The organism is Pseudomonas sp. PDM04 (assembly GCF_014851765.1).
In the GTDB taxonomy this organism is placed as follows: domain Bacteria; phylum Pseudomonadota; class Gammaproteobacteria; order Pseudomonadales; family Pseudomonadaceae; genus Aquipseudomonas.
The window spans coordinates 307,930-330,726 of record NZ_JACVAI010000004.1; the positions used below are offsets into that span (position 1 = coordinate 307,930).

Here is a 22,797-nt window from a genome sequence, read left to right on the forward strand (position 1 = left end):
TCCCTTTTTCATGCACGGGTCATTTGACGTTGACGGTGATCTTCTCGGAGACGATCGGCGGATCGAACGGCACGTGGCCGCTGTCGCCCAGCATCAGTTGCAGCGTGTGCTCGCCCGGCGTCAGCGTCACTTCGGCCTGGGTCTGCGCCTTGCCGAAATGCACGTGGTTGGCATCGGTCGGGATCGGCTGGTTGGCGGCCGGCAGCGTCTTGACGTCGATCAGCAAATGGTGGTGGCCAGTATTCTTGGTCACATCACCGGCTGGCGCCAGCGCAATGTTCTTGACCGCGAACTTGACGACGAACGTCTTGGGAACCGTGGCGCCGTCCGCAGGAGAAACGATGGACACTTCGGCGCCCTTGGGGGCCGGGGTTGCCGCACTGGCCAGCACCGAAACACCCATCAGCAGGCCAGCCAAGGCCGCACGTGACATAAAGGATTTCATTCTCTTCTCCAGTTTTTTCATAAAATTCGCGTGGTCATGACAACTTCATGACCATTCGTTGTCGAAGGCACTCGACAACCATAGCAAAGCGAGCCTGAATCAAAGGGTCGCAACAAGAAATTCAAAGGAGTGACCATGCGCTTTCTGCCTGGCCTGATCTGTCTGCTGCCCCTTTTGAGCCCTTTGGCCCATGCCGAACTGATTGACGATGTCAACGACCGTGGTGAATTGCGCATTGCCCTTGAGGCTAATACACCGCCCTTCAATTTCAAGGACGACGGCCAGCTCTCGGGCTTCGAAGTCGAACTGGGCCAGTTGCTGGCCAACGAACTGGATGTGCGGGCCGACTTTGTCGTCACCGATTCCAGCGATCTGTTGACCGGCGTCGAAAGCGGCAAGTACGACGTCGCCATCAACCACATAGCACTGACCCCGGAACTCAAGGATCGTTTCGACTTCAGCGAACCTTATGCACAGGTCGATGGACAATTGCTCGCGCAGAAGCAAGCAGAACCGCAGTCGATGCTGCTGGTGCAGTCCCTGGCGCAGGAAAAACCCAAGGCCGCCTCGCCGGTGAACCTGGCGATTCCGTTTCAGAAGGGCAACCCGGCGTTTCACGCCAGCCTGGAAAACGCCTTGCAGCGGATCAAGGCCGATGGCCGGTTGCAGGCGCTGGAGCAGAAGTGGTTCGGGACGGAGGCGGGTGAGGCAGCGAAGCCTTGAAGGCGATGCACGGTGGGGGGATGGGTGGCCCGTCAGTCTTGTCCTGACAGGGCCCGAGCCGCCTCGGCCAGTTCCAGCTCACTGAACACCAGCACGCCGTGACACCTGAGCAATGCCGCCGTCACCCCTTCGCCGCTGACTTTCACCCCACTGAACGTGCCGTCGTAGGTCTGCAGGTTTCCGCACGACGGGCTGTTGGCCTTGAGCACGGCAACGCGGATGTCATGGGCTTGTACCAAGGCCAACGCCTGATGAGCCCCGGACAGGAATTGTGCGCTGACGTCTTCGCCTTCGGTGGTGATCACCGGCGCCCGCCCTTCCAGCACGTCTCCGCCCTGTCCCCCCGGAATCTCCGCCGCTGCCCGAGGCGTCGGCAAGCCACCGGCCACCTCCGGGCACAAGGGCACGACACGACCTTCATCGAGCCATTGCTGGAGCTGATCGAACGGCCCGCTGGCCCCGCCGTCGTAACGCACGCGGTGCCCCAGCAGGCAGCGGCTCACCAGGACTTTGCGCATGATCAGAACGGCTCGTTGCCACGACGCCGGAACCAGCCGGTCAGCGACAGGCGATCCCGGGTCGCGGGCAGGACTTCATGGGGCACCTCGCCCGACAGGAACACCACCAGGCATCCGCCGGTGGGCAGCACGTCGTACTCGCCACGGTCCTTGAGGTACATGCGCAACTGGCCACCCTCCTGGGGCAGCCAGGCCTCATTGAGGTACAGCACCGCCGACACCGTGCGCCGGTCGTCATCGCGGAAGCGGTCGAGGTGCCTGAGGTAGAAAGCACCGGGCGGGTACAGCGCGAAATGGCTTTCGAAATCCTCCAGGCCCAGGAACAAGCCGCGATTGATCGCTTCGCGCAGGCTGTCCATCAACGCCAGGTAGCTGTCGCACGCCGGCGCCTGACCCGGCTCGATCCATTGGATCCTGTCGCCGCGAATGGCTTCGCGGATCTCCGATGTCGGCCCGCGCCCCACGGCGGCCGGGGCCAGTTCGCCCTCGGCCGCACGTTTACGGCACTCAGCCGCCAGCGCCCGGGTCAGATCCATAGGCAGGAAAATATTCTGCTGCGACCAGCCGTGTTCAGCCAGTTCGTCGACGATACGTAACAGCAGCGGGTGATCAGAGGATATTTGCATGGCGCGCATAGTATTCCTGTACCCGAAAATCCGACAGAGCCACGCGGCGGCTTGATACGAATTCTCGACAAGTCGGTATGCCGCACGGAGAATAGTCGGCTGCCGACAGGAGTCCCTATGCGTCGTTTGCTTTTCTCAATGTTGATGTTCTGCGTAATGCCCGCCTGGGCAGACGGCCACGACCAGTTGTACAAGGTTGCCGGCTGGCCGGAACAACGCGCGCATTTCAACGACGCCCTGGCAGCGGCTCAGCAGCGTTACCAGAACAGCCTGCCACCGGCGGTGTTTCAGGCGCTGGTGAACAACAGCAATCAACGCTTTGCCCCGCAGGCCGTCGACCAGCGTGCCGAAGCACAGCTGCGCAAGAACCTCGCCGACCCGAAACCCGCCCTGACCTTCTTCCAGTCCCCCCTGGGCAAGAAGATCGTGGCCGCCGAATTGCTCGCGACCCGTCGCGATCAACTGGCGAAAAACGCCAAGGGTCTGCCAAAGATGCAAGCCAGCGACAGCCGCCTGCTGATTATCGGCCACCTGGCCCTGGCCCTGCCTGCCCGTGAAGCCGGCGCGGAGGTCAGCCTGGCGATTGCCGGCGTCGCGGCCGACAGCCTGAGTTCGATGATTCCCGGCCTGCTGGGCGGCGGACAGGCGCAAGGCCTGTTGAACGGTCAGCGCCAGCGCTTGATGGAGCAGATCGGCAGCGACCTGAACAACACGCTGCTGTATGTCTATCGCGACCTGTCGGATAACGAACTGGAAGAGTTCGCCACCTTTGCCGAGTCGGCGGAAGGCCAGGCGTATTACCAGGCGGCGCTGGCGGCGATTCGGGCGGGATTGGCGGTGGGGCAGAGCACTTCAAATTCCGGTCAGTGATCTCTTGCGCCTATTGAACCCTTATCGCGAGCAGGCTCGCTCCCACAGTGGTGCGGTGTACGCAGGTCCATTGTGGGAGCGAGCCTGCTCGCGATGAGGGCGGTGCAGTCACCGACGATTGTTACCCTTGATCCGCTTGCTCAAAAACCCGAAGAACTCCCGGCGCATTTCCGGCGCCTCATTCGCCAGATGATGCCGCCCTTCGGGGAGCATCAACACCTGCGGCCGGTTGAACTTGGCGTTCAACACCTGGAGGTTGTGTTGCCAGTCCACCGTCATGTCCGCCTGGCCCTGGACGATCAACGGCTGGCGCGTGCTGGCCGGTGCGGCTTCGATGCGCTTGATCCAGCGTGACAAGGCGCCGACCCAGGCAGTCGGCAGGCGCCGCGCCTGCAAGGGGTCGGCCTGCAGGAACGTCAGGAACTGCGGGTCGTTGGAGTTTTCGCTGAAGCGCCGGGCGATGCCCCGGACAAAAGGCTTGAGCAGGTAATAGCTGAGCTGCGACCAGCCCCAGGACCGTGGTCTGACCAGAGGTGCCAGCAGGATCACCTGGCCCTGGGCCGGGCTGTCCGTGCCGGCGTTGAGCACATGGTCCACCACGATGGCGCCGCCGGTGCTTTGCCCGCACAAGTGCCATGGTTGCGGCAAGTCCAGGGACACGGCCTGGGCGAACAGTCCTTGCAGCGTGTCCTGGTATTCGGCGAAATCGCGGATGCTCGCCCGCTCGCCGCTGGACAGGCCATGCCCCGGCAAGTCACAGGCGATCACCGCAAAGCCCTGATCCAGCGCCCATTCGATCACATGCCGGTAAAGCCCGGTGTGATCGTAGAAGCCGTGGAACATGAACAACGTCGCCTTGGCGCGTTCCGGCCACCAGACCTGGCAGACCAGCTCATAGCCGTCCACGTCGAAACGCCCCAGCCCCTTGCGCAGCGACCGCTGCGGAAAATCCAGGCCATAAAACCGCTGGTACGCCAACGCCTCCTCGGACAGCGGTTGCCATTGGGCCAGGGGCCGCAGGCCGGCGCGCAGCTGATCGGGGTCGAAAGTGGCGGACATGGAAGGTTCCAGAGCACGAAGCGGACTTTATGAGCCTGCGATATTCATCTGTCGCGGCAAGCATGGCAAGCTGGGCGATCTCTGAGGAAGCCCCCCATGCGCTCGCCCTACCGCACCACTCTGCTTGCCAGCCTGCTCGCCCTCCTCTGTGCCGGTATCCTGTGGGCGGCCTACGACTGGTTCCAGGGGCGTTACCTGCGTGCATTCAGTTCGCACACGGCGGTCTTTTCCGGAGATCCCCTGCGCCTGCCCGACCACCTCGCCGGCCCCGGCGCCATCCGCCTCGTGCACTTCTGGGATCCGGCCTGCCCGTGCAACGTCGGCAATCAACAGCACCTGAGCGAACTGGTGGAGCACTATGTGCCGCAGGGCGTCGAGTTTTACGCGGTGCAGAAGCCCGGCAGCCACGGCCAGCTGCCCACCACCTTGAGCGGTCTCAAATCCATCGACGTGCTGCCGGGCGCCGAACAGATCCCGGCCAGCCCCGCCGTGGCGATCTGGGATCGCGACGGCAAGCTGGCGTATTTCGGGCCTTACAGCGAAGGCCTGACCTGTAACTCGAACAACAGCTTCATCGAACCGATCCTGCAAGCCCTGAACGAAGGCCGCCCGGTGAGTGCCACGCACACACTGGCGGTGGGGTGTTACTGCCCGTGGCCGACCGATGCGCTGAAGTAGCGACAAATCGAGAGACAAGAATCCCTCCTACGGGCGATGGGACGATTCAACAGGTCGTGTTAAACAGTGAGGCCAGGGAACTGCCGTCACTCATAACAAGAACAAGGAACCTTCATGAAACGTCTCCTGATTGCGCTCGCCGGGCTGATTGTCGTCCTCGCCGTGGTCGTTGGCGGCTACGTCTACAGCAAGCAGCCGACGCGCCAGGGCATGGTCGAACTGCAACACCTGCAGGGCTCGGTCACCGTGCGTTACGACGAACGCGGCATACCGCATATCCGCGCCGACAACGAAACCGATCTGTACCGCGCGCTCGGCTACGTGCACGCCCAGGACCGGCTGTTCCAGATGGAAGTGCTGCGCCGCCTCGCGCGCGGTGAACTGGCCGAAGTGCTGGGCCCGAAACTGCTCGACACCGACAAGTTGATGCGCACTCTGCGCATTCGCGAGCGTGCCGACACCTACCTGGCCAACCTCGACCGACAATCGCCGGCGTTCGTCGCCATGCAGGCTTACCTGGACGGCATCAACCAGTACCAGGACAGCCACCCCAATCCCGTTGAGTTCGATGTACTGGGCATCAGGAAACGCCCGTTCACCGCCCTGGACACCATCAGCATCGCCGGCTACATGGCCTACAGCTTTGCCGCGGCGTTCCGCACCGAACCCCTGCTGACCTATGTGCGCGATCAGTTGGGCGCCGACTACCTGAATGTGTTCGACCTCGACTGGCAGCCCAAGGGCGTGCTGGCGGACAACGCCAACAGCGGGCCTGCGCTTGCCAGCGGCGACTGGCAGGACCTCAACGCCCTCGCCCGCGTCAGCGAGCAGGCCCTGGCCGATAACGGCCTGCCGCAGTTCGAGGGCAGCAATGCCTGGGCGGTGTCCGGCAGCCGCACCAAAAGCGGCAAGCCGCTGCTGGCGGGCGATCCGCATATCCGCTTTTCCGTGCCGTCGGTGTGGTACGAGGCGCACCTCTCGGCGCCGGGCTTCGAGCTCTACGGCCACTACCAGGCCCTGATGCCGTTCGCCTCGCTGGGGATGAACCGCGACTTCGGCTGGAGCATCACCATGTTCCAGAACGACGACCTCGACCTGATCGCCGAGAAGGTCAACCCGGACAACGCCAACCAGGTCTGGTATCGCGGTCAGTGGGTCGACCTGGTTACCCACGAGCAGCAGATCGCCGTCAAGGGCCAGGCACCGGTGACCCTGGTGTTGCGCCAGTCGCCCCACGGTCCGATCGTCAACGATGCGCTGGGCAGCAACGCCGGCAAGACGCCGATCGCCATGTGGTGGGGGTTCCTCGAAAGCCAGAACCCGATCCTCGAAGGCTTCTACCAGCTCAACCGCGCCGACACCCTGGCCAAGGCCCGCAGTGCCGCCGCCAAGGTCCATGCGCCGGGCCTGAACATCGTCTGGGCCAATGCCAGGGGCGATATCGGCTGGTGGGCGGCGGCGCAATTGCCCAAGCGTGCGGCGGGTGTAAAACCGTGGTTCATCCTCGACGGCAGCAGCAGCGATGCGGACAAGGACGGTTTCTACCCCTTCAGTGCCAACCCGCAGGAAGAGAACCCGGCACGCGGCTACATCGTCTCGGCCAATTTCCAGCCGGTGTCACCGACCGGCAGCGAGATTGCGGGTTACTACAACCTGGCGGACCGGGGTCAGCAACTCAATCGCCAGCTCGGCGACAAATCTGTCAAATGGGACCTGGAGGCCAGCCAGAAACTGCAATTGGGCACCACCACCGCGTACGGGCCACGCCTGCTCGCGCCGCTGTTGCCGGTGCTGCGTGAAGTGGTGAGCGATCCCGCCGAACTCAAACTGGTGGAACAACTGAGCCAATGGCAAGGCGACTACCCGCTGGAGTCCACCAGCGCGACGCTGTTCAACCAGTTCCTGTTCAACCTTGCGGACACCGCGATGCGCGACGAACTGGGCAACGACTTTTTCGAAACCCTGCTCTCGACCCGGGTAATCGACGCGGCCCTGCCGCGCCTGGCGGCGAACGCCGACTCGCCGTGGTGGGACAACCGCAACACCCCCGGCAAGGAAACCCGCGCCGACACGGTGAAGGCTGCGTGGCAGGCCAGCCTCTCTCATCTCAAGCTCACGCTCGGCGCCGATTTCGCGCAATGGCAATGGGGCAAGGCGCACACGCTGACCCATGGCCACCCGCTGGGGCAACAGAAGCCGCTCGACCGGATCTTCAACGTCGGCCCGTTCGCCGCACCGGGCACCCATGAAGTGCCGAACAACCTCTCGGCGAAGATCGGCCCGGCCCCCTGGCCAGTGACCTACGGGCCGTCGACCCGGCGCCTGATCGACTTCGCCGACCCGACCCACAGCCTGACCGTCAACCCGGTCGGTCAGAGCGGCGTGGCGTTCGACCGGCACTTTGACGACCAGGCCGAGGCGTATGTCGAAGGTCTGTACTTCCAGGCGCACCTGAATGACGAGGAAGTGGCAGCGAATGCGCGCAGTACCTTGAAACTGTTGCCGGCGCGGGCTGCGCAGTAAATCCCTGCTGCCCGCAGGTGACCCTCGTGAGCAGGCTCGCTCCCACACTGGAAGGCAAACCCTGTGGGAGCGAGCCTGCTCGCGATAGGCCCTGAAGCTAACGCGTATTCCCGCTCAAACCATCGCCGCAAAATTCAACCTGAACTGCTGCGGCGTCACCCCCAGCCGACGATTGAACACGCTGCGCATGTGCTGGGCATCGCGAAAGCCACAGTCATACGCCACGGTTTTCAGCGGCGCCGCCGTGCTTTCCAGCATCACCCGCGCCGCATCCACCCGCGCCCGCTCGACAAATTCCGCCGGGGTGACCTTGGCCTCCCTGGCGAACACCCGGGAAAAGTTGCGGGCACTCATGTTGGCTGCGCTGGCCAGGTCGGCCAGGCTCAGGTCACCGGTCAGGTTGGCCAGCACGTAGCGCTGGACCATCGCCACCGCCGACGTCGGCTCGGCGTGGGGCGTCAGGAAGGGGCTGAACTGCGACTGCCCGCCCGAGCGCTGGGTGAACACCACCAGGCGCTTGGCCACGCTCAGCGCGACCTCCGGCCCATGATCCCTGGCCAACAGGTACAGCGACAGGTCGATGCCGGCAGTGACACCGGCCGAGGTGTAGAGCTCGCCATCCTGCACATACAAGCGATCGGCTTCGACCCGGGTCGATGGACACAAGGCGGCCAGCGCCGCCGCGTCTTCCCAATGCGTGGTCACCGTCCGCCCCTCAAGCAGCCCGGCGCGGCCCAGCATGAACGCGCCGTTGCAGATCGAGCCGAAGCGTTGCGCCAGCGCACAGGCATCGCGCAGCCAGGCGTCGAAAGCGGCGCCGAAATCCATGGATGGCAATTGCGGACCACCGGCGACCAGCAGCAAATCGTAGCCTCCCAGCGCTTCGCTGAAATGCCGATGGGCCTGCAGCGACAAGCCGTTGGAGCAGGCCATCAGCCCACGCTCGACGCCGATCACTTCGAGTCGATAGTGATCCTGTGGTGCAAGAAACCGATTGGCCTCGCAAAACACGTCCATGGGGCCGGTGACATCCAGGGACTGAACGCCGGAAAAAATCACGATGGCGACGGTTTTACTCATGATGGGGATCGTCCTTCTGCTTTCCCGGCGCTGACCTTGCCGCATCTGTGGGGGCGAGCCTGCTCGTGATAGCGGTGCATCAGACAACGACCCTGTCGACTGACACTCAGTTATCGCGAGCGGGCTCGCTCCCACAAGGAGACAAGGTGCACACCCCACTACGCGTGCAGGGTGTATGTGTGTGTGCAAATTAGCCAATCCGCGCCCAACAAGCGAGGCTGGCGCGATTTGCCTGCTCATTGGCCGGGATCGCAGCCCTGCATCGATTGTCCGGTCCTGGAGCCGGGAACAGACTGGTCCCATCAGCGCCACCACGGCGCCTGCCACGAGGACAGCAGCATGAGCAACACCATCGCCGGTATCAAAATCCCCGACAGCGCATTGGCCAGGGCCACCACCGAATACATCCGCGACATCGAATCCGACTTGCTCTATCACCACTCGCGCCGAGTGTTTCTGTTCGGCGCGTTGAGCGGTGAACGCAAGCAGCTGGCCTACAATCCGGAGCTGCTGTACGTCGGCGCGATGTTCCATGACCTGGGCCTGGTCGAAGGGCATCGCAGCGACACCGAGCGCTTCGAAGTCGATGGCGCCAACGCCGCCGCAGCGTTCCTCAAACCTTACGGGTTCAGCGACGACGATATCGAGCAGGTCTGGCTGTCGATTGCCCTGCACACCACGCCAGGCGTGCCGCAACATTTGCGCCCGACCGTGGCGCTGGTCACCGCTGGTGTTGAAATGGACGTGCTGGGCATGGACTACGCGGCGTTTTCCACCGTGCAGCGAGAGGCGGTGGTGCATGCGCATCCACGGGGTGAAGGGTTCAAGGAGTGCATCATCTGCGCCTTTGCCGACGGCTTGCGCCATCGTCCGCAGACCACGTTCGGCAACGTCAAGACCGATGTGCTGGTGGATCAGGAGCCGGGATTCAAGCCGATGAACTTCGTCGAAGTGATCCGCCAGTCGCCCTGGGTGTCCTGAAAACAATGTGGGAGCAGGCCCCGCTCCCACATTGGATCTGGGTTGGCCACAGAGATGTGGCCAACCTTCAAGCCGCTTCCGGTGCCTGCGCGCGGCGCACGTCCGGTTGTTTCCAGGAGTCGGCAGCGCTTTCCTCGATGGCCAGCTGGATGGCGCGCTTGCGCGCTTCTTCGGCACGGCGGCTGAAGAACCAGACCAGGAAGGTCATCAGCGATACCGCCAGCAGGATCAGGCTGGCCACGGCGTTGATTTCGGGCTTCACGCCCAGGCGCACCGCCGAGAACACTTCCATCGGCAGGGTCGTGGAACCCGGACCGGAAACGAAACTGGCCAGCACCAGGTCATCCAGCGACAGGGCAAACGACATCATGCCGCCCGCGCCCAGCGATGGCGCAATCATCGGGATGGTGATCAGGAAGAACACCTTCCACGGCTTCGCCCCCAGGTCCATGGCGGCCTCTTCGATGGACAGGTCCAGCTCACGCAGACGCGCCGACACCACCACCGCCACATAGGCCGCACAGAACGTCGTGTGGGCGATCCAGATGGTGACGATGCCGCGCTCCTGCGGCCAGCCGATCATCTGCGCCATGGCCACGAACAGCAGCAACAGCGACAGACCGGTGATCACCTCCGGCATCACCAGCGGCGCGGTGACCAGGCCACCGAACAGCGTGCGGCCCTTGAAGCGGGTGATGCGGGTCAGGACGAACGCCGCCAGGGTGCCCAGCGCCACCGCTGCCACCGCCGTGTAACAGGCGATCTCCAGCGAGCGCACCACCGAGCCCATCAACTGCGTATTGTCCATCAGGCCGACGTACCACTTGATCGACCAGCCACCCCACACCGTCACCAGTTTCGAGGCGTTGAACGAGTAGATCACCAGGATCAGCATCGGCAGGTAGATGAACAGCAGGCCCAACACCAGCATCAGGCTGGAAAAACGGAAGCGCTTCATTCCTTGCCCTCCATTTCTTTGGCCTGGCTACGGTTGAACAGGATGATCGGCACGATCAGGATCGCCAGCATCACCACTGCCAGGGCGGACGCCACCGGCCAGTCACGGTTATTGAAGAACTCCTGCCACAGCACTTTACCGATCATCAGGGTTTCCGGGCCGCCCAGCAGTTCCGGAATCACGAACTCGCCCACCACGGGGATGAACACCAGCATGCAGCCGGCGATGATGCCGTTCTTGGACAGCGGTATGGTGATCTTCCAGAAACTGTTGAAGGTGCTCGAACCCAGGTCGGATGCCGCTTCCAACAGGCTCTGGTCGTGCTTCACCAGGTTGGCGTAGAGCGGCAGGATCATGAACGGCAGGTACGAATAGACGACACCGATGTACACCGCGAGGTTGGTGTTGAGGATCTGCAGCGGTTCACTGATCCAGCCCATGCTCATCAGGAAGCCATTGAGCAGGCCGTTGTTGCTGAGGATACCCATCCACGCGTAGACGCGGATCAGGATCGCGGTCCAGGTCGGCATCATGATCAACAGCACCAGCACCGTTTGCAGTTCCTTGCGGGCGCTGGCGATGGCATAGGCCATCGGGTAGCCGATCAGCAGGCAGAGGATGGTGCTGATCAGCGCCATCTTCAACGAGCCGAGGTAAGCGGCGATGTACAGTTCATCGTCGCCGAGCATGGCGTAGTTGCCGAGGTTGAGCAGCACTTGCAGCTTCTGGTCGACGAAGCTGTAGATCTCGGTGTACGGCGGAATGGCGACGTCGGCTTCGGCGAAGCTGATCTTCAGGACGATGAAGAACGGCAACATGAAGAACAGGAACAGCCAGATGAAGGGAACCCCGATGACCAACTGGCGGCCACCGGGAATTATTCGATTGAGGCGGCGTTTGAATTTGCGCATGTTCATGAGCGCAGTACCACGCCGCTGTCGTCTTCCCACCACACGTAGACCTGATCACCCCAGGTCGGACGTGCGCCACGGCGTTCGGCGTTGGCGACGAAGGACTGGACGATCTTGCCGCTCGGCAACTCCACGTAGAACACCGAGTGCCCGCCCAGGTAGGCAATGTCGTGTACCTTGCCGCTGGACCAGTTGTATTCGCAGGTCGGCATGGTTGGCGTCACCAACAGCTTTTCCGGACGGATCGCGTAGGTCACCGACTTGTCCTGCACCGAGGTGCTGATGCCGTGGCCGACATAGATCTGGCGGTCGAGGTCCTTGCAGGTGATGGTCGCATGCCCTTCGGCGTCGTCGATCACTTCACCGTCGAAGATGTTGACGTTGCCGATGAACTCGCAGACCAGGCGGCTGGTCGGGGTTTCGTAGATGTCGATCGGGCTGCCGATCTGGGCGATCCAGCCCAGGTGCATGATCGCGATGCGCTCGGCCATGGTCATGGCCTCTTCCTGGTCGTGGGTCACCATGACGCAGGTCACGCCCACGCGTTCGATGATTTCCACCAGTTCCAGTTGCATCTGCGAACGCAGCTTCTTATCCAGTGCCCCCATCGGTTCGTCGAGCAGCAGCAGCTTCGGTCGCTTGGCCAGCGAACGGGCCAGGGCCACGCGCTGGCGCTGACCACCGGACAACTGATGCGGCTTGCGCTTGGCGTACTGGGTCATCTGCACCAGCTTGAGCATGTCCGCCACCCGCGCATCGATTTCCGCAGCGGGCAACTTGTCCTGCTTGAGGCCGAAGGCGATGTTCTGCGCCACGGTCATGTGCGGGAACAGTGCGTAGGACTGGAACATCATGTTGATCGGCCGCTCGTAGGGCGGCATGTCGGTGATGTCCACGCCGTCGAGGAAAATGCGTCCTTCCGTCGGTCGTTCGAAGCCGGCAAGCATGCGCAGCAAGGTGGATTTGCCCGATCCCGATCCGCCGAGCAGGGCGAAGATCTCGCCTTTCTTGATTTCCAGGGACACATCGTCCACGGCAATCGTCTCGTCGAACTTCTTCGTGACCCGGTCGATTTTGACCAGCACCTGTTTAGGTGACTGGTCGCCCTCGAGGGCTTTCTTATAGGCGCCGGAGGCAACTGCCATTTACGAAACTCCCAAAAAAAAGAGTGCAGTTCGCTCAAGGTGAGCCAACCCTGAATAGTTTAAGTCTTGAAGCGCTATTTACCCGACTTGACCTTGGTCCAGCTGCGGGTCATCAAACGTTGAATGTTGGGTGGCAACTCGATGGACACGTAGGTTTTGTCGAGTACTTCCTGGGGTGGATAAACCGATTCGTCGGTGCGGATGTCCTGGTCCATCAGTTTGTCCGACGCCGGGTTCGGGTTGGCGTAACCGACGTAATCACTGACCTGCGCGATCACTTCAGGTTTCAACAGATAATTGATGAAGGTGTGGGCCTGCTTGACGTTGGCCGAGTCTTTCGGAATGGCCAGCATGTCGAACCACAGTGCGCCACCTTCCTTGGGAATCGAGTAGGCGATGTTCACGCCCTTCTTCGCTTCGGCCGCTCGGTTCCTGGCCTGGAAGATATCGCCGGAGAAACCGATGGCAACGCAGATATCGCCGTTGGCCAGGTCCGCGATGTATTTGGAAGAGTGGAAGTAAGTCACGTAAGGCCGCACCGCCAGCAGCTTGGCTTCGGCCTTCTTGTAGTCGTCAGGGTTGGTGCTGTTGGCATTCAGACCCATGTAGTTGAGGACCGTGGGCATCATTTCATCGGCGGAATCGAGGAACGCCACGCCACAGCTTTGCAGCTTCTTGATGTTCTGCGGCTCGAACACTGCGGCCCAGGAGTCGATCTTGTCGACGCCCAGCACGGCCTTGATCTTGTCGACGTTGTAGCCGATGCCGTTGGTGCCCCACAGGTACGGCACCGCGTACAGGTTGCCCGGATCGTTCTGTTCCAGGCGCTTGAGCAGCACCGGGTCGAGGTTGGAATAGTTCGGCAACTGCGACTTGTCGAGCTTCTGGAAAGCGCCGGCCTTGATCTGCTTGCCAAGGAAGTGGTTGGACGGCACGACCACGTCGTAACCGGTGCGCCCGGCCAGCAACTTGCCTTCCAGGGTTTCGTTGGAGTCGAACACGTCGTAGACCGGCTTGATCCCGGTCTCTTTCTGGAAGTCGGCCAGGGTCGTTTCCCCGATGTAATCCGACCAGTTATAAATATGCACGGTGCCGGCGGCCTGGGCACTGACAGCCATCGTCAGTCCGGTGCCGATCAGCAAGGCATTGCGCAACAAAGAAAAAATAGGCAAGTGGAGGTCCTCTAAAATTAGTTGGGCCCAAGTTGCCCCGCGTTACATGACAGTCGTACCTGCCCAGCAACAAAACCGGCGCGCAACTTACCCTCGAAAAACCGATCCAGCAAAACTTTCCGTCATTTATTTGCTCCTGTTGCCGTCGCCGCGTTGGCGGCGGCAACAGGAAACCGCTTCAAACCCGCTTATTTACCGGATTTGATCTTGGTCCAGCTGCGCGTCAGGATCCGCTGGGTCGCGGCCGGCAAGTCGGCAATCGCGTACAGCTTGGCCAGCACGTCGGCTGGTGGGTAGATGCCCGGGTCGCTGGTGATGTCCTTGTCCACCAGTTTGGTGGCTTCGGCGTTACCGTTAGGGAAGCGCACGGCGTTGGTGATTTCAGCCATGATTTCCGGCTTCTGCAGGAAGGTCATGAACTTGTAGGCACCCTCGACGTTTTCAGCATCCTTGGGGATGGCGACCATGTCGTAGAAGCTGCCGGCACCTTCTTTCGGAATGTTGTAGCTGACTTTCACCTTGTCGCCGGCTTCAGCCGCGCGGGACTTGGCCTGGTAGATGTCACCCGAGTAACCGACAGCCACGCAGATGTTGCCGTTGGCCAGGTCGGAGATGTACTTGGACGAGTGGAAGTAGCCCACCGAAGGACGGATTTTCAGGAACAGCGCTTCGGCTTCAGCCAGTTGTTTCTTGTCCTGGCTGTCGGTCGGATAGCCCAGGTAATGCAGCGCCACCGGAATCATCTCGGTTGGCGAATCGAGGAAGCTGATCCCGCACGACTTCAACTTGGCGGCGTTTTCAGGCTTGAACAGCAGGTCCCAGGAATTGGTCGGTGCATCGGCACCCAGTGCAGCCTTGACCTTGTCGGCGTTGAAGCCGATGCCGATCGAACCCCACATGTACGGGAAGGCGTGTTCGTTGCCCGGGTCGCTGACCGATACCGCCTTGAGCAGGTCGGTGTTCAGGTTTTTCCAGTTTGGCAGCTTGGACTTGTCCAGCTTCTGGTAGACGCCCGCCTTGATCTGCTTGGCCAGGAAGTTGTTCGACGGCACGACGACGTCGTAGCCGGACTTGCCCGCCAGCAACTTGGCTTCCAGGGTTTCGTTGCTGTCGAAGACGTCGTAGACCACCTTGATGCCCGACTCGTCTTCAAACTTCTTGATGGTGTCCGGAGCGATGTAATCGGACCAGTTATAGACGTGCAACACCTTGTCGTCCGCCTGCACCGCACCCGCCATCAATCCCATCAGGGACATGGCGAGGAGAGTCTTGCCAGCAAGCTTTTTTCCTAATGCCTTCATGCGTTAATGCTCCAAATTTTTCTTTTTTGAACCACTTTGTTCAGCGGCCGAACCCGGACAACTGGAACCGCGGCTAGTCTGGCAAGATCCGAGGCGGTCTTTCAAGGAAAGGCCACCCTTTATGGCTGCCCTGAGCGAAAGTTTCATGTCTCCCGCTCAGAGCCTAGCACTTAGCCCTGCAACGCACTCAGGGTCAGGTCAAGGCACTTGCGCGCCTTCTCGACCAGCTCATCGATTTCCGCCTTGGTGATCACCAGCGGTGGAGCGATGATCATGGTGTCGCCCACGGCGCGCATGATCAGGCCGTTGTCGAAGCAGAACTGGCGGCAGATCATGCCGACGCCCTTGCCTTCGTAACGCTTGCGCGTGGCCTTGTCCTGTACCAGCTCGATCGCCCCCAGCAGACCGACCCCACGCACTTCCCCCACCAACGGGTGATCGTTCAGTTCCCACAGACGTTTCTGCAAATAAGGTGCCGTTTCTGCGTGAACGCGTTCGATAATTTTTTCGTCGCGCATGATGCGGATGTTTTCCAGGGCCACGGCGGCGGCCACCGGGTGCCCGGAGTAGGTGAAACCGTGGTTGAAGTCGCCGCCCTCGTTGAGCACCGCCACCACTTCGTCGCGCACGATCAGGCCACCCATGGGGATGTAGCCGGAGGTCAGGCCTTTGGCGATGGTCATCATGTCGGGCTTGAGGCCGTAGAAATCGGTACCGAACCACTCACCGGTGCGACCGAAGCCACAGATCACTTCGTCCGCCACGAACAGGATGTCGTACTTGGCGAGGATCTCCTTGATGCGCGGCCAGTAGGTCTCTGGCGGAATGATCACGCCACCGGCACCCTGGATCGGCTCGGCAATGAATGCACCGACGTTGTCCACGCCCACTTCGAGAATTTTCTCTTCCAGCTGGTTGGCTGCCCACACACCGAACTCTTCCGGCGTCATGTCGCCGCCTTCGCCGAACCAGTACGGCTGGGCGATGTGAACGATGCCCGGAATCGGCAGGTCGCCCTGCTCGTGCATGTAGGTCATGCCACCCAGGCTCGCGCCGGCCACGGTGGAACCGTGATAGCCGTTCTTGCGGCTGATGATGACTTTCTTGTTCGGCTGGCCCTTGATCGCCCAATAGTGGCGGACCATGCGCAGCATTGTGTCGTTGCCTTCGGAACCGGAGCCAGTGAAGAACACGTGGTTCATGCCCTGCGGCGCGATGTCGGCGATGGCCTTGGACAGCTCCAGGACCGGCGGGTGAGCGGTCTGGAAGAACAGGTTGTAATAAGGCAGCTCGCGCATTTGCTTGCTGGCCGCATCGGCCAGTTCATCACGACCGTAACCGATCGCCACACACCACAGGCCGGCCATGCCGTCGAGAATCTTGTTGCCTTCGCTGTCCCACAGGTAGACACCCTTGGCATTGGTGATGATCCGCGGGCCTTTTTCTTTCAGCTGCTTGAAGTCGCTGAACGGCGCCAGGTGGTGATCATTGCTCAGGGTTTGCCATTCACGGGTTTGCGGGTTGTTGCTGGTCATACGAATCTCCTAAAAAATCCAGGTGAAAGCGCTGCCCGACAGCGGCAGCGCCCGGCGCATCAGACGGCGAAGAGCAGGAATTCCCGTTCCCACGAACTGATGACGCGCTTGAAGTTTTCATGCTCGGCCCGCTTGACCGCGACGTAGCCAGTGATGAAATTTTTGCCCAGGTAGCGTTCGATGGTCGCGCTGTTTTCCATGCGTTCGAGCGCGTCCTCGATGGTCAGTGGCAGGCGCAGGTTGCGGCGTTCATAGCCGCGCCCCACCACCGGCGCACTCGGGTTCATGCCTTCGACCATGCCGATGTAGCCGCAGAGCAGGCTCGCGGCGATGGCCAGGTAAGGGTTGGCGTCGGCGCCCGGCAGGCGGTTTTCCACCCGACGGTTTTGCGGACCGGCATCCGGAACCCGCAGGCCCACGGTGCGATTCTCTTCACCCCACTCCACGTTCACCGGTGCCGAGGTGTCCGGCAGGAAGCGGCGGAACGAGTTGACGTTCGGCGCGAACAGCGGCAACAACTCGGGAATCAGCTTCTGCAGGCCACCGATGTGGTGCAGGAACAGCTGGCTCATGGTCCCGTCTTCATTGGAAAAGATGTTCTTGCCGGTCTCGATGTCGATGATGCTTTGGTGCAGGTGCATCGCGCTGCCCGGCTCGCCGGTCATGGGTTTGGCCATGAAGGTGGCCGCCACGTCGTGCTTGAGTGCGGCTTCGCGCATGGTGCGCTTGAACACCAGGATCTGGTCGGCCAGGGACAGGGCATCGCCATGACGGAAGTTGATTTCCATCTGCGCCGTGCCGTCCTCGTGGATCAGCGTGTCGAGGTCCAGTTCCTGCAATTCGCACCAGTCATAGACGTCTTCGAACAACGGATCGAACTCGTTCGCCGCTTCGATGGAGAACGACTGGCGACCGATTTCCGGGCGCCCGGAACGGCCGATGGGCGGCTGCAACGGATAGTCCGGGTCATCGCTGCGCTTGGTCAGGTAGAACTCCATCTCCGGCGCCACGATCGGCTGCCAGCCCTTGTCGGCATAGAGCTTGAGGACCTTCTTGAGCACGTTGCGCGGCGACAGCTCGATCGGGTTGCCTTGCTTGTCATAGGTGTCGTGGATCACTTGGGCAGTGGGCTCGATGGCCCAGGGCACCAGGTAAACCGCGTTCTGGTCGGGACGGCAGACCATGTCGATGTCCGCCGGGTCGAGCAGTTCGTAATAGATGTCGTCTTCGACATAGTCGCCGGTCACGGTCTGTAACAGAACGCTCTCGGGCAGGCGCATGCCTTTTTCGGCGATGAACTTGTTGGTCGGCGAAATCTTGCCCCGGGTGATCCCGGTCAAGTCGGCGATCATGCATTCGACTTCTGTGATCTTGTGGTCTTTCAACCAATCGGTGAGCTGGTCGAGGTTGTGACTCATAAATGCCTCTAGGCTTTGAGTTTCCTGGCTATCGCAAGCCAGGCGATGTTTTGACGCATCGGCGTCGCGTTGAAATGTAGGTCAACGACAGGCTATCGTGTTTTCACCCAAGTGCACGGCGCGTGCCGGGCGTGCAGAATCGCGAGCGCGGGCGTGCCGCGGATCGCCAGGCCGCCATTGTGAATCGGTTCTATATTGAAAGGAGTAACCGTAATGGGGGTGCCATCGGTGCCGTCCAGAATATCGGACGCCAGCGCCGGTTTGATCAGGGACGCAGAAATCGCCGTCAAGCCCGAAGCCGCTGCGCCCAGGGTGCGAACATTCGTATCGTCACTCATGTGAGAGGCATGCGGACCGTTCTGCTTGAAGCATTCGGTGATGCCGATTAACGGCAGGCGAGACATGAAGCACCCCGGTATTATTGCTGTTATGGGTTTGAATCGAGCTTAGCCTTGTTCATTTTTTTACACAACACCCCCGTAAAAAATACAACACGGCCCGCTCAAGCCCGCAGCCGGGCAAGCGCTCGAAGGCATAAAAACGCCCCAAAGTGCTTCAAAAAAGCCTCACGAGCGCTTTTTTAGGGCAAAAACGCCCTCGCTTGACTTCGGCATGCCGTTCGGGTTGACTGGAATCCGAAGAGATCAATGATTGATATTTTTAACAACAAAGGTGTTGCATCATGTCGGTACCCCCGCGTGCCGTTCAGCTTAACGAAGCGAACGTGTTCCTTAAGGAACATCCTGAGGTTCTGTACGTTGACCTTCTGATTGCGGATATGAATGGTGTGGTGCGCGGCAAGCGCATCGAACGCACCAGCCTCCACAAGGTTTACGAGAAAGGCATCAACCTGCCGGCCTCCCTATTTGCCCTGGATATCAACGGCTCTACGGTGGAAAGCACCGGCCTGGGCCTGGACATCGGTGATGCTGACCGAATCTGCTATCCAATCCCCGACACCCTGTGCAATGAGCCCTGGCAGAAGCGCCCGACCGCGCAACTGCTGATGACCATGCACGAACTCGAAGGTGAACCCTTCTTCGCCGACCCGCGCGAAGTCCTGCGACAAGTTGTTACCAAGTTCGACGAGCTGGGCCTGACCATCTGCGCCGCCTTCGAGCTGGAGTTCTACCTGATCGACCAGGAGAACGTGAACGGTCGTCCGCAACCGCCTCGCTCGCCGATTTCCGGCAAACGCCCGCACTCGACACAGGTCTACCTGATCGACGACCTCGACGAATACGTCGATTGCCTCCAGGACATCCTCGAAGGTGCGAAGGAGCAAGGCATCCCGGCCGACGCCATCGTCAAGGAAAGTGCCCCGGCGCAGTTCGAAGTGAACCTGCACCACGTGGCCGACCCGATCAAGGCCTGCGACTACGCGGTCCTGCTCAAGCGCCTGATCAAAAACATCGCCTACGACCATGAAATGGACACCACCTTCATGGCCAAGCCTTACCCGGGCCAGGCAGGCAACGGCCTTCACGTCCACATTTCGATACTCGACAAAGACGGCAAGAATATTTTTGCCAGCGAGGATCCCGAGCAGAACGCCGCGCTACGTCACGCGATCGGCGGTGTGCTCGAGACCCTGCCCGCGCAGATGGCTTTCCTCTGCCCGAACGTCAACTCGTACCGTCGTTTCGGCGCCCAGTTCTACGTGCCGAACTCGCCGTGCTGGGGCTTGGATAACCGCACCGTTGCGATCCGTGTGCCGACCGGCTCCGCCGATGCGGTGCGCATCGAGCACCGCGTGGCCGGCGCCGACGCCAACCCGTACCTGCTGATGGCTTCGGTCCTGGCCGGCGTGCACCACGGCCTGACCAACAAGATCGAGCCGGGCGCGCCCGTGGAAGGCAACTCCTACGAGCAGAACGAGCAGAGCCTGCCGAACAACCTGCGCGATGCATTGCGCGAGCTGGACGACAGCGAAGTCATGGCCAAGTACATCGATCCGAAGTACATCGATATCTTCGTGGCCTGCAAGGAAAGCGAGCTGGAGGAGTTCGAACACTCCATCTCCGACCTTGAGTACAACTGGTACCTGCATACCGTGTAAGCGATTGCAGTCAGGAAAAACGCCGCAGGCCTCACAACCTGCGGCGTTTTTTTATGGGTTTCTTTCATTGGGCACGAGACGGCCGCCATCGCGAGCAGGCTCGCTCCCACATGAGAACGCATTTCCAATGTGGGAGCGAGCCTGCTCGCGATGGTGGCCCACAAGACAACACAGATGCCTGCTCGTACAATGCCCGCTGCCCCGCAGGAGAGCCCAATGACACGCGCCGCCACCCCACGCAAACCCCGCGCAGCCAGCCAGGCGCGGATCGATTCGATACTCGATGCCGCCCGCACGCTGCTGGCCGCCGAGGGCGTGGCCAGCCTGTCGATCTACAGCGTGGCCGAGCGTGCACAGATTCCGCCCTCCTCCGTCTACCACTTCTTCGCCAGCGTCCCGGCGTTGCTCGAAGCGCTGACCGCCGACGTCCACGCCGCCTTTCGCGCCTGCCTGCAAGCGCCCATCGACCACGCGACGCTCAAGGACTGGCGCGACCTGTCGCGGCTGGTGGAGCAACGGATGCTCGACATCTACGACGAAGACGCCGCCGCCCGCCAACTGATCCTCGCCCAGCACGGGCTGACCGAAGTCACCCAGGCCGACCGCCAGCACGACATCGAGCTGGGCGACCTGATGCACAAGCTGTTCGACCATCACTTCGAACTGCCAAGGTTGCCCGGCGATGTCGACGTGTTTGCCCTGGCCATGGAGCTGGGCGACCGCGTCTACGCCCGCTCGGTGCAGCAGCACGGGCAGATCACCCCGCGCATGGCCGAGGAAGGCATGCGGGTGTTCGATGCATACCTGGGGCTGTATTTGCCGCCTTATCTGCCCAAGCGCTGATATTTCTGCAGGTCTGACGGGCCTCTTCGCGAGCAAGCCCGCTCCGCCCGACTGAATCACACGCATAAAAAACCCCGAAGGGCTCAAGCCTTTCGGGGCTGTGCGTACCGCATGCGATCACAACTTGGCGATCGACACCTCGGTGGATTTCACAAACGCAATCACTTCACTGCCGACCACCAGTTCCAGCTCTTTCACCGAGCGGGTGGTGATCACCGACGTGACGATGCCGGAAGCGGTCTGTACGTCGATTTCCGACAGCACGTCGCCGAGTACGATTTCCTTGATCGAGCCTTTGAACTGGTTACGAACGTTGATGGCTTTGATAGTCATGATGTTGATTCCTGTCGTGGGATGAGGCTTGAGTTATTGAGCCCAACGCAGCTGCGTGGGCAAGGGTGAAACAGGTTCCGGTTCCGGCGGTTCGCCGGGCAGCGCGAGGACGCGATTGAGGACTTCGGTTTCCAGCGCCGCCAGCCGATGGGAGCCACGGACCCGGGGGCGCGGCAGTTCCACATGCAGGTCGAGGCCGACTTCGCCGTCTTCGATCAGGATCACCCGATCGGCAATCGCCACCGCCTCACTGACGTCGTGGGTCACCAGCAACACGGTGAAGCCATGCTGCTGCCAGAGCCGCTCGATCAGTTGCTGCATTTCGATACGGGTCAGGGCATCCAGCGCCCCCAGTGGCTCATCGAGCAGCAGCAGGCGCGGTTGATGGATCAGCGCGCGGGCCAGGGCCACCCGTTGTTTCTGGCCGCCGGACAGCGCCGCCGGCCATTCATTGGCGCGGTCCGCGAGACCGACCGACTCGAGCGCTTGCAGCGCCTGGGGCCGCCAATCGCCCGTCAGCCCAAGCCCCACGTTGTCGATGATCTTTTTCCACGGCAGCAGGCGCGCTTCCTGGAACATCAACCGCGTGTCTTCCCGGGCGTCGCTCAGCGGCGCGGAGCCGGCCAGCAACTCGCCGCCCGTGGGCTTGTCGAGGCCGGCGAGCAAACGCAGCAAGGTGCTTTTGCCGCAACCGCTGCGCCCGACCACGGCGACGAACTGGCCAGCGGGGATGTGCAGGTCGATCTCGCGCAGTACTTGTCGCGAACCAAAGGTTTTCTGCAGCTTGCGCACCGCCAGCGGAATACCGCGCAGCAGGCGTGGAGGTTGTTGAGCGGTCATGCGGCACCTCCCTTGGCGACCTGATAGGCCGGATGCCAGCGTAGCCATACGCGCTCCAGGCCACGGGCCGCGAGGTCGGCCAGCTTGCCGAGCACCGCGTACATCAGAATTGCCAGCACCACCACGTCGGTCTGCAGGAACTCCCGGGCATTCATCGCCAGGTAGCCGATGCCGGAGCTGGCGGAGATGGTTTCGGCGACGATCAGGGTCAACCACATGAAGCCCAGAGCGAAGCGCACGCCGACCAGGATCGAAGGCAGCGCACCCGGCAGAATCACCTGGCGGAACAGGCTGAAACCGGACAAGCCGTAGCTGCGCGCCATTTCCACCAGCGCCGGGTCGACGTTGCGGATGCCGTGATAGGTGTTGAGGTAGATCGGGAACAAGGTGCCCAATGCCACCAGGAAGATCTTCGCCGACTCATCGATGCCAAACCACAGGATCACCAGCGGAATCAGCGCCAGGTGCGGCACGTTGCGAATCATCTGCACCGAACTGTCGAGCAGGCGTTCACCCCATTTCGACAGGCCGGTGATGAAGCCCAACGCCAGGCCGATGCCGCCGCCAATGGCAAAACCCAGCGCCGCGCGCCAGCCACTGATTGCCAGGTGCGTCCAGATTTCACCGCTGCTTACCAGGCTCACCCCGGCCTCGATCACCGCGATGGGGGCCGGCAGGATTCGGGTCGACAACCAGCCCGCCGACACCGACAACTGCCACACCGCCAGCAGCAACACCGGCAACGCCCAGGGCGCCAGGTTGTGGATAATTTTCTTCAT

Annotated in this window: 23 protein-coding genes; 7 read left to right on the forward strand and 16 right to left on the reverse strand. The window is 61.7% G+C overall.

Annotation, left to right across the window (positions count from 1 at the left end; translation table 11 throughout):
- Positions 1–19: 19 nt before the first annotated feature.
- The gene (locus tag IB249_RS17470) at positions 20–445 is read right to left on the reverse strand and encodes a DUF4399 domain-containing protein (RefSeq protein WP_192306942.1); all 426 of its coding nucleotides are present in this window, start codon (positions 443–445) and stop codon (positions 20–22) included.
- Positions 446–580: 135 nt separating this feature from the next.
- On the opposite strand from IB249_RS17470, the gene IB249_RS17475 reads away from it, so the two are divergent.
- The gene (locus IB249_RS17475) at positions 581–1,168 is read left to right on the forward strand and encodes a transporter substrate-binding domain-containing protein (protein ID WP_192306944.1); all 588 of its coding nucleotides are present in this window, start codon (positions 581–583) and stop codon (positions 1,166–1,168) included.
- A gap of 32 nt (positions 1,169–1,200) precedes the next feature.
- On the opposite strand, the gene IB249_RS17480 is transcribed toward IB249_RS17475, so the two are convergent.
- Positions 1,201–1,686 carry a DUF523 domain-containing protein gene (locus IB249_RS17480; RefSeq protein WP_192306946.1) on the reverse strand — a complete coding sequence of 162 codons (486 nt, stop codon included), beginning with the start codon at positions 1,684–1,686 and terminating at the stop codon, positions 1,201–1,203.
- A gap of 2 nt (positions 1,687–1,688) precedes the next feature.
- On the reverse strand, positions 1,689–2,321 hold the full coding sequence (locus IB249_RS17485) for a 2OG-Fe(II) oxygenase (RefSeq protein ID WP_192306948.1): 633 nt from the start codon (positions 2,319–2,321) through the stop codon (positions 1,689–1,691).
- 108 nt (positions 2,322–2,429) lie between these two features.
- Between IB249_RS17485 and IB249_RS17490 the strand changes: the two genes are divergently transcribed.
- Complete coding sequence (locus IB249_RS17490) at positions 2,430–3,182, forward strand: DUF2059 domain-containing protein (RefSeq protein WP_192306950.1); 753 nt, start codon at positions 2,430–2,432, stop codon at positions 3,180–3,182.
- Positions 3,183–3,290: 108 nt separating this feature from the next.
- On the opposite strand, the gene IB249_RS17495 is transcribed toward IB249_RS17490, so the two are convergent.
- On the reverse strand, positions 3,291–4,241 hold the full coding sequence (locus IB249_RS17495) for an alpha/beta hydrolase (protein WP_192306952.1): 951 nt from the start codon (positions 4,239–4,241) through the stop codon (positions 3,291–3,293).
- Positions 4,242–4,337: 96 nt separating this feature from the next.
- Here IB249_RS17495 and IB249_RS17500 point away from each other — a divergent pair, with 96 nt between their 5' ends.
- Together IB249_RS17500 and IB249_RS17505 are read left to right on the forward strand one after the other, a co-directional pair.
- A complete protein-coding gene (locus IB249_RS17500) occupies positions 4,338–4,919 on the forward strand; it encodes a DUF6436 domain-containing protein (protein ID WP_192306954.1) in 582 nt (193 codons plus the stop codon).
- Between the two features lie 114 nt (positions 4,920–5,033).
- Positions 5,034–7,442: a penicillin acylase family protein gene (locus IB249_RS17505; protein ID WP_192306956.1), complete on the forward strand. Its 2,409-nt coding sequence runs from the start codon at positions 5,034–5,036 to the stop codon at positions 7,440–7,442.
- Positions 7,443–7,556: 114 nt separating this feature from the next.
- Here IB249_RS17505 and IB249_RS17510 read toward each other — a convergent pair whose 3' ends face one another.
- Positions 7,557–8,522 (reverse strand): GlxA family transcriptional regulator, encoded by a 966-nt coding sequence (locus IB249_RS17510; protein WP_192306958.1) that lies wholly within the window; start codon positions 8,520–8,522, stop codon positions 7,557–7,559.
- A gap of 339 nt (positions 8,523–8,861) precedes the next feature.
- On the opposite strand from IB249_RS17510, the gene IB249_RS17515 reads away from it, so the two are divergent.
- On the forward strand, positions 8,862–9,503 hold the full coding sequence (locus IB249_RS17515) for an HD domain-containing protein (protein WP_192306960.1): 642 nt from the start codon (positions 8,862–8,864) through the stop codon (positions 9,501–9,503).
- A 67-nt stretch (positions 9,504–9,570) separates the two neighbouring features.
- Here the strand turns inward: IB249_RS17515 and IB249_RS17520 are convergent, their stop codons facing one another.
- The 8 genes from IB249_RS17520 to IB249_RS17555 form a co-directional block, all read right to left on the reverse strand.
- Complete coding sequence (locus tag IB249_RS17520; RefSeq protein WP_192306962.1) at positions 9,571–10,461, reverse strand: ABC transporter permease subunit; 891 nt, start codon at positions 10,459–10,461, stop codon at positions 9,571–9,573.
- A complete protein-coding gene (locus IB249_RS17525; RefSeq protein ID WP_192307367.1) occupies positions 10,458–11,339 on the reverse strand; it encodes an ABC transporter permease subunit in 882 nt (293 codons plus the stop codon). The genes IB249_RS17520 and IB249_RS17525 overlap by 4 nt, the downstream gene beginning before the upstream one ends.
- A 35-nt stretch (positions 11,340–11,374) precedes the next feature.
- Positions 11,375–12,517: an ABC transporter ATP-binding protein gene (locus IB249_RS17530; RefSeq protein ID WP_192306964.1), complete on the reverse strand. Its 1,143-nt coding sequence runs from the start codon at positions 12,515–12,517 to the stop codon at positions 11,375–11,377.
- A gap of 74 nt (positions 12,518–12,591) precedes the next feature.
- Positions 12,592–13,689 (reverse strand): polyamine ABC transporter substrate-binding protein, encoded by a 1,098-nt coding sequence (locus tag IB249_RS17535; protein WP_192306966.1) that lies wholly within the window; start codon positions 13,687–13,689, stop codon positions 12,592–12,594.
- Between the two features lie 188 nt (positions 13,690–13,877).
- Positions 13,878–14,990, reverse strand: a complete 1,113-nt coding sequence (locus tag IB249_RS17540) for a polyamine ABC transporter substrate-binding protein (RefSeq protein ID WP_192306968.1) — start codon at positions 14,988–14,990, stop codon at positions 13,878–13,880.
- Positions 14,991–15,160: 170 nt separating this feature from the next.
- Positions 15,161–16,525: an aspartate aminotransferase family protein gene (locus IB249_RS17545; RefSeq protein WP_192306970.1), complete on the reverse strand. Its 1,365-nt coding sequence runs from the start codon at positions 16,523–16,525 to the stop codon at positions 15,161–15,163.
- 59 nt (positions 16,526–16,584) lie between these two features.
- Positions 16,585–17,943 carry a glutamine synthetase family protein gene (locus tag IB249_RS17550; RefSeq protein ID WP_192306972.1) on the reverse strand — a complete coding sequence of 453 codons (1,359 nt, stop codon included), beginning with the start codon at positions 17,941–17,943 and terminating at the stop codon, positions 16,585–16,587.
- 92 nt (positions 17,944–18,035) lie between these two features.
- Complete coding sequence (locus IB249_RS17555; protein WP_192306974.1) at positions 18,036–18,347, reverse strand: hypothetical protein; 312 nt, start codon at positions 18,345–18,347, stop codon at positions 18,036–18,038.
- A gap of 278 nt (positions 18,348–18,625) precedes the next feature.
- On the opposite strand from IB249_RS17555, the gene IB249_RS17560 reads away from it, so the two are divergent.
- Both IB249_RS17560 and IB249_RS17565 read left to right on the forward strand, forming a co-directional pair.
- Positions 18,626–20,002, forward strand: coding sequence for a glutamine synthetase family protein (locus IB249_RS17560; protein WP_192306976.1), 1,377 nt, complete (start codon positions 18,626–18,628; stop codon positions 20,000–20,002).
- Positions 20,003–20,218: 216 nt separating this feature from the next.
- On the forward strand, positions 20,219–20,845 hold the full coding sequence (locus tag IB249_RS17565) for a TetR/AcrR family transcriptional regulator (protein WP_192306978.1): 627 nt from the start codon (positions 20,219–20,221) through the stop codon (positions 20,843–20,845).
- 117 nt (positions 20,846–20,962) lie between these two features.
- On the opposite strand, the gene IB249_RS17570 is transcribed toward IB249_RS17565, so the two are convergent.
- From IB249_RS17570 to ssuC, 3 genes are read right to left on the reverse strand one after another with little or no spacing between them, the layout of a single operon-like run.
- Entirely contained in the window at positions 20,963–21,178 is a 216-nt protein-coding gene (locus IB249_RS17570; RefSeq protein ID WP_003229256.1) for a TOBE domain-containing protein, read from the reverse strand.
- A 33-nt stretch (positions 21,179–21,211) separates the two neighbouring features.
- A complete protein-coding gene (gene ssuB / locus IB249_RS17575; RefSeq protein ID WP_192306980.1) occupies positions 21,212–22,018 on the reverse strand; it encodes an aliphatic sulfonates ABC transporter ATP-binding protein in 807 nt (268 codons plus the stop codon).
- Positions 22,015–22,797: an aliphatic sulfonate ABC transporter permease SsuC gene (ssuC, locus tag IB249_RS17580; RefSeq protein WP_192306982.1), complete on the reverse strand. Its 783-nt coding sequence runs from the start codon at positions 22,795–22,797 to the stop codon at positions 22,015–22,017. The genes ssuB and ssuC overlap by 4 nt, the downstream gene beginning before the upstream one ends.

Excerpts from the sequence above, each read along its gene's own strand:
- IB249_RS17470 (WP_192306942.1), bottom strand. The coding sequence starts at position 445 with ATGAAATCCTTTATGTCACGTGCGGCCTTGGCTGGCCTGCTGATGGGT.
- IB249_RS17475 (WP_192306944.1), top strand. The coding sequence starts at position 581 with ATGCGCTTTCTGCCTGGCCTGATCTGTCTGCTGCCCCTTTTGAGCCCT.
- IB249_RS17480 (WP_192306946.1), bottom strand. The coding sequence starts at position 1,686 with ATGCGCAAAGTCCTGGTGAGCCGCTGCCTGCTGGGGCACCGCGTGCGT.
- IB249_RS17485 (WP_192306948.1), bottom strand. The coding sequence starts at position 2,321 with ATGCGCGCCATGCAAATATCCTCTGATCACCCGCTGCTGTTACGTATC.
- IB249_RS17490 (WP_192306950.1), top strand. The coding sequence starts at position 2,430 with ATGCGTCGTTTGCTTTTCTCAATGTTGATGTTCTGCGTAATGCCCGCC.
- IB249_RS17495 (WP_192306952.1), bottom strand. The coding sequence starts at position 4,241 with ATGTCCGCCACTTTCGACCCCGATCAGCTGCGCGCCGGCCTGCGGCCC.
- IB249_RS17500 (WP_192306954.1), top strand. The coding sequence starts at position 4,338 with ATGCGCTCGCCCTACCGCACCACTCTGCTTGCCAGCCTGCTCGCCCTC.
- IB249_RS17505 (WP_192306956.1), top strand. The coding sequence starts at position 5,034 with ATGAAACGTCTCCTGATTGCGCTCGCCGGGCTGATTGTCGTCCTCGCC.
- IB249_RS17510 (WP_192306958.1), bottom strand. The coding sequence starts at position 8,522 with ATGAGTAAAACCGTCGCCATCGTGATTTTTTCCGGCGTTCAGTCCCTG.
- IB249_RS17515 (WP_192306960.1), top strand. The coding sequence starts at position 8,862 with ATGAGCAACACCATCGCCGGTATCAAAATCCCCGACAGCGCATTGGCC.
- IB249_RS17520 (WP_192306962.1), bottom strand. The coding sequence starts at position 10,461 with ATGAAGCGCTTCCGTTTTTCCAGCCTGATGCTGGTGTTGGGCCTGCTG.
- IB249_RS17530 (WP_192306964.1), bottom strand. The coding sequence starts at position 12,517 with ATGGCAGTTGCCTCCGGCGCCTATAAGAAAGCCCTCGAGGGCGACCAG.
- IB249_RS17540 (WP_192306968.1), bottom strand. The coding sequence starts at position 14,990 with ATGAAGGCATTAGGAAAAAAGCTTGCTGGCAAGACTCTCCTCGCCATG.
- IB249_RS17545 (WP_192306970.1), bottom strand. The coding sequence starts at position 16,525 with ATGACCAGCAACAACCCGCAAACCCGTGAATGGCAAACCCTGAGCAAT.
- IB249_RS17550 (WP_192306972.1), bottom strand. The coding sequence starts at position 17,943 with ATGAGTCACAACCTCGACCAGCTCACCGATTGGTTGAAAGACCACAAG.
- IB249_RS17555 (WP_192306974.1), bottom strand. The coding sequence starts at position 18,347 with ATGTCTCGCCTGCCGTTAATCGGCATCACCGAATGCTTCAAGCAGAAC.
- IB249_RS17560 (WP_192306976.1), top strand. The coding sequence starts at position 18,626 with ATGTCGGTACCCCCGCGTGCCGTTCAGCTTAACGAAGCGAACGTGTTC.
- IB249_RS17565 (WP_192306978.1), top strand. The coding sequence starts at position 20,219 with ATGACACGCGCCGCCACCCCACGCAAACCCCGCGCAGCCAGCCAGGCG.
- IB249_RS17570 (WP_003229256.1), bottom strand. The coding sequence starts at position 21,178 with ATGACTATCAAAGCCATCAACGTTCGTAACCAGTTCAAAGGCTCGATC.
- ssuB (WP_192306980.1), bottom strand. The coding sequence starts at position 22,018 with ATGACCGCTCAACAACCTCCACGCCTGCTGCGCGGTATTCCGCTGGCG.
- ssuC (WP_192306982.1), bottom strand. The coding sequence starts at position 22,797 with ATGAAGAAAATTATCCACAACCTGGCGCCCTGGGCGTTGCCGGTGTTG.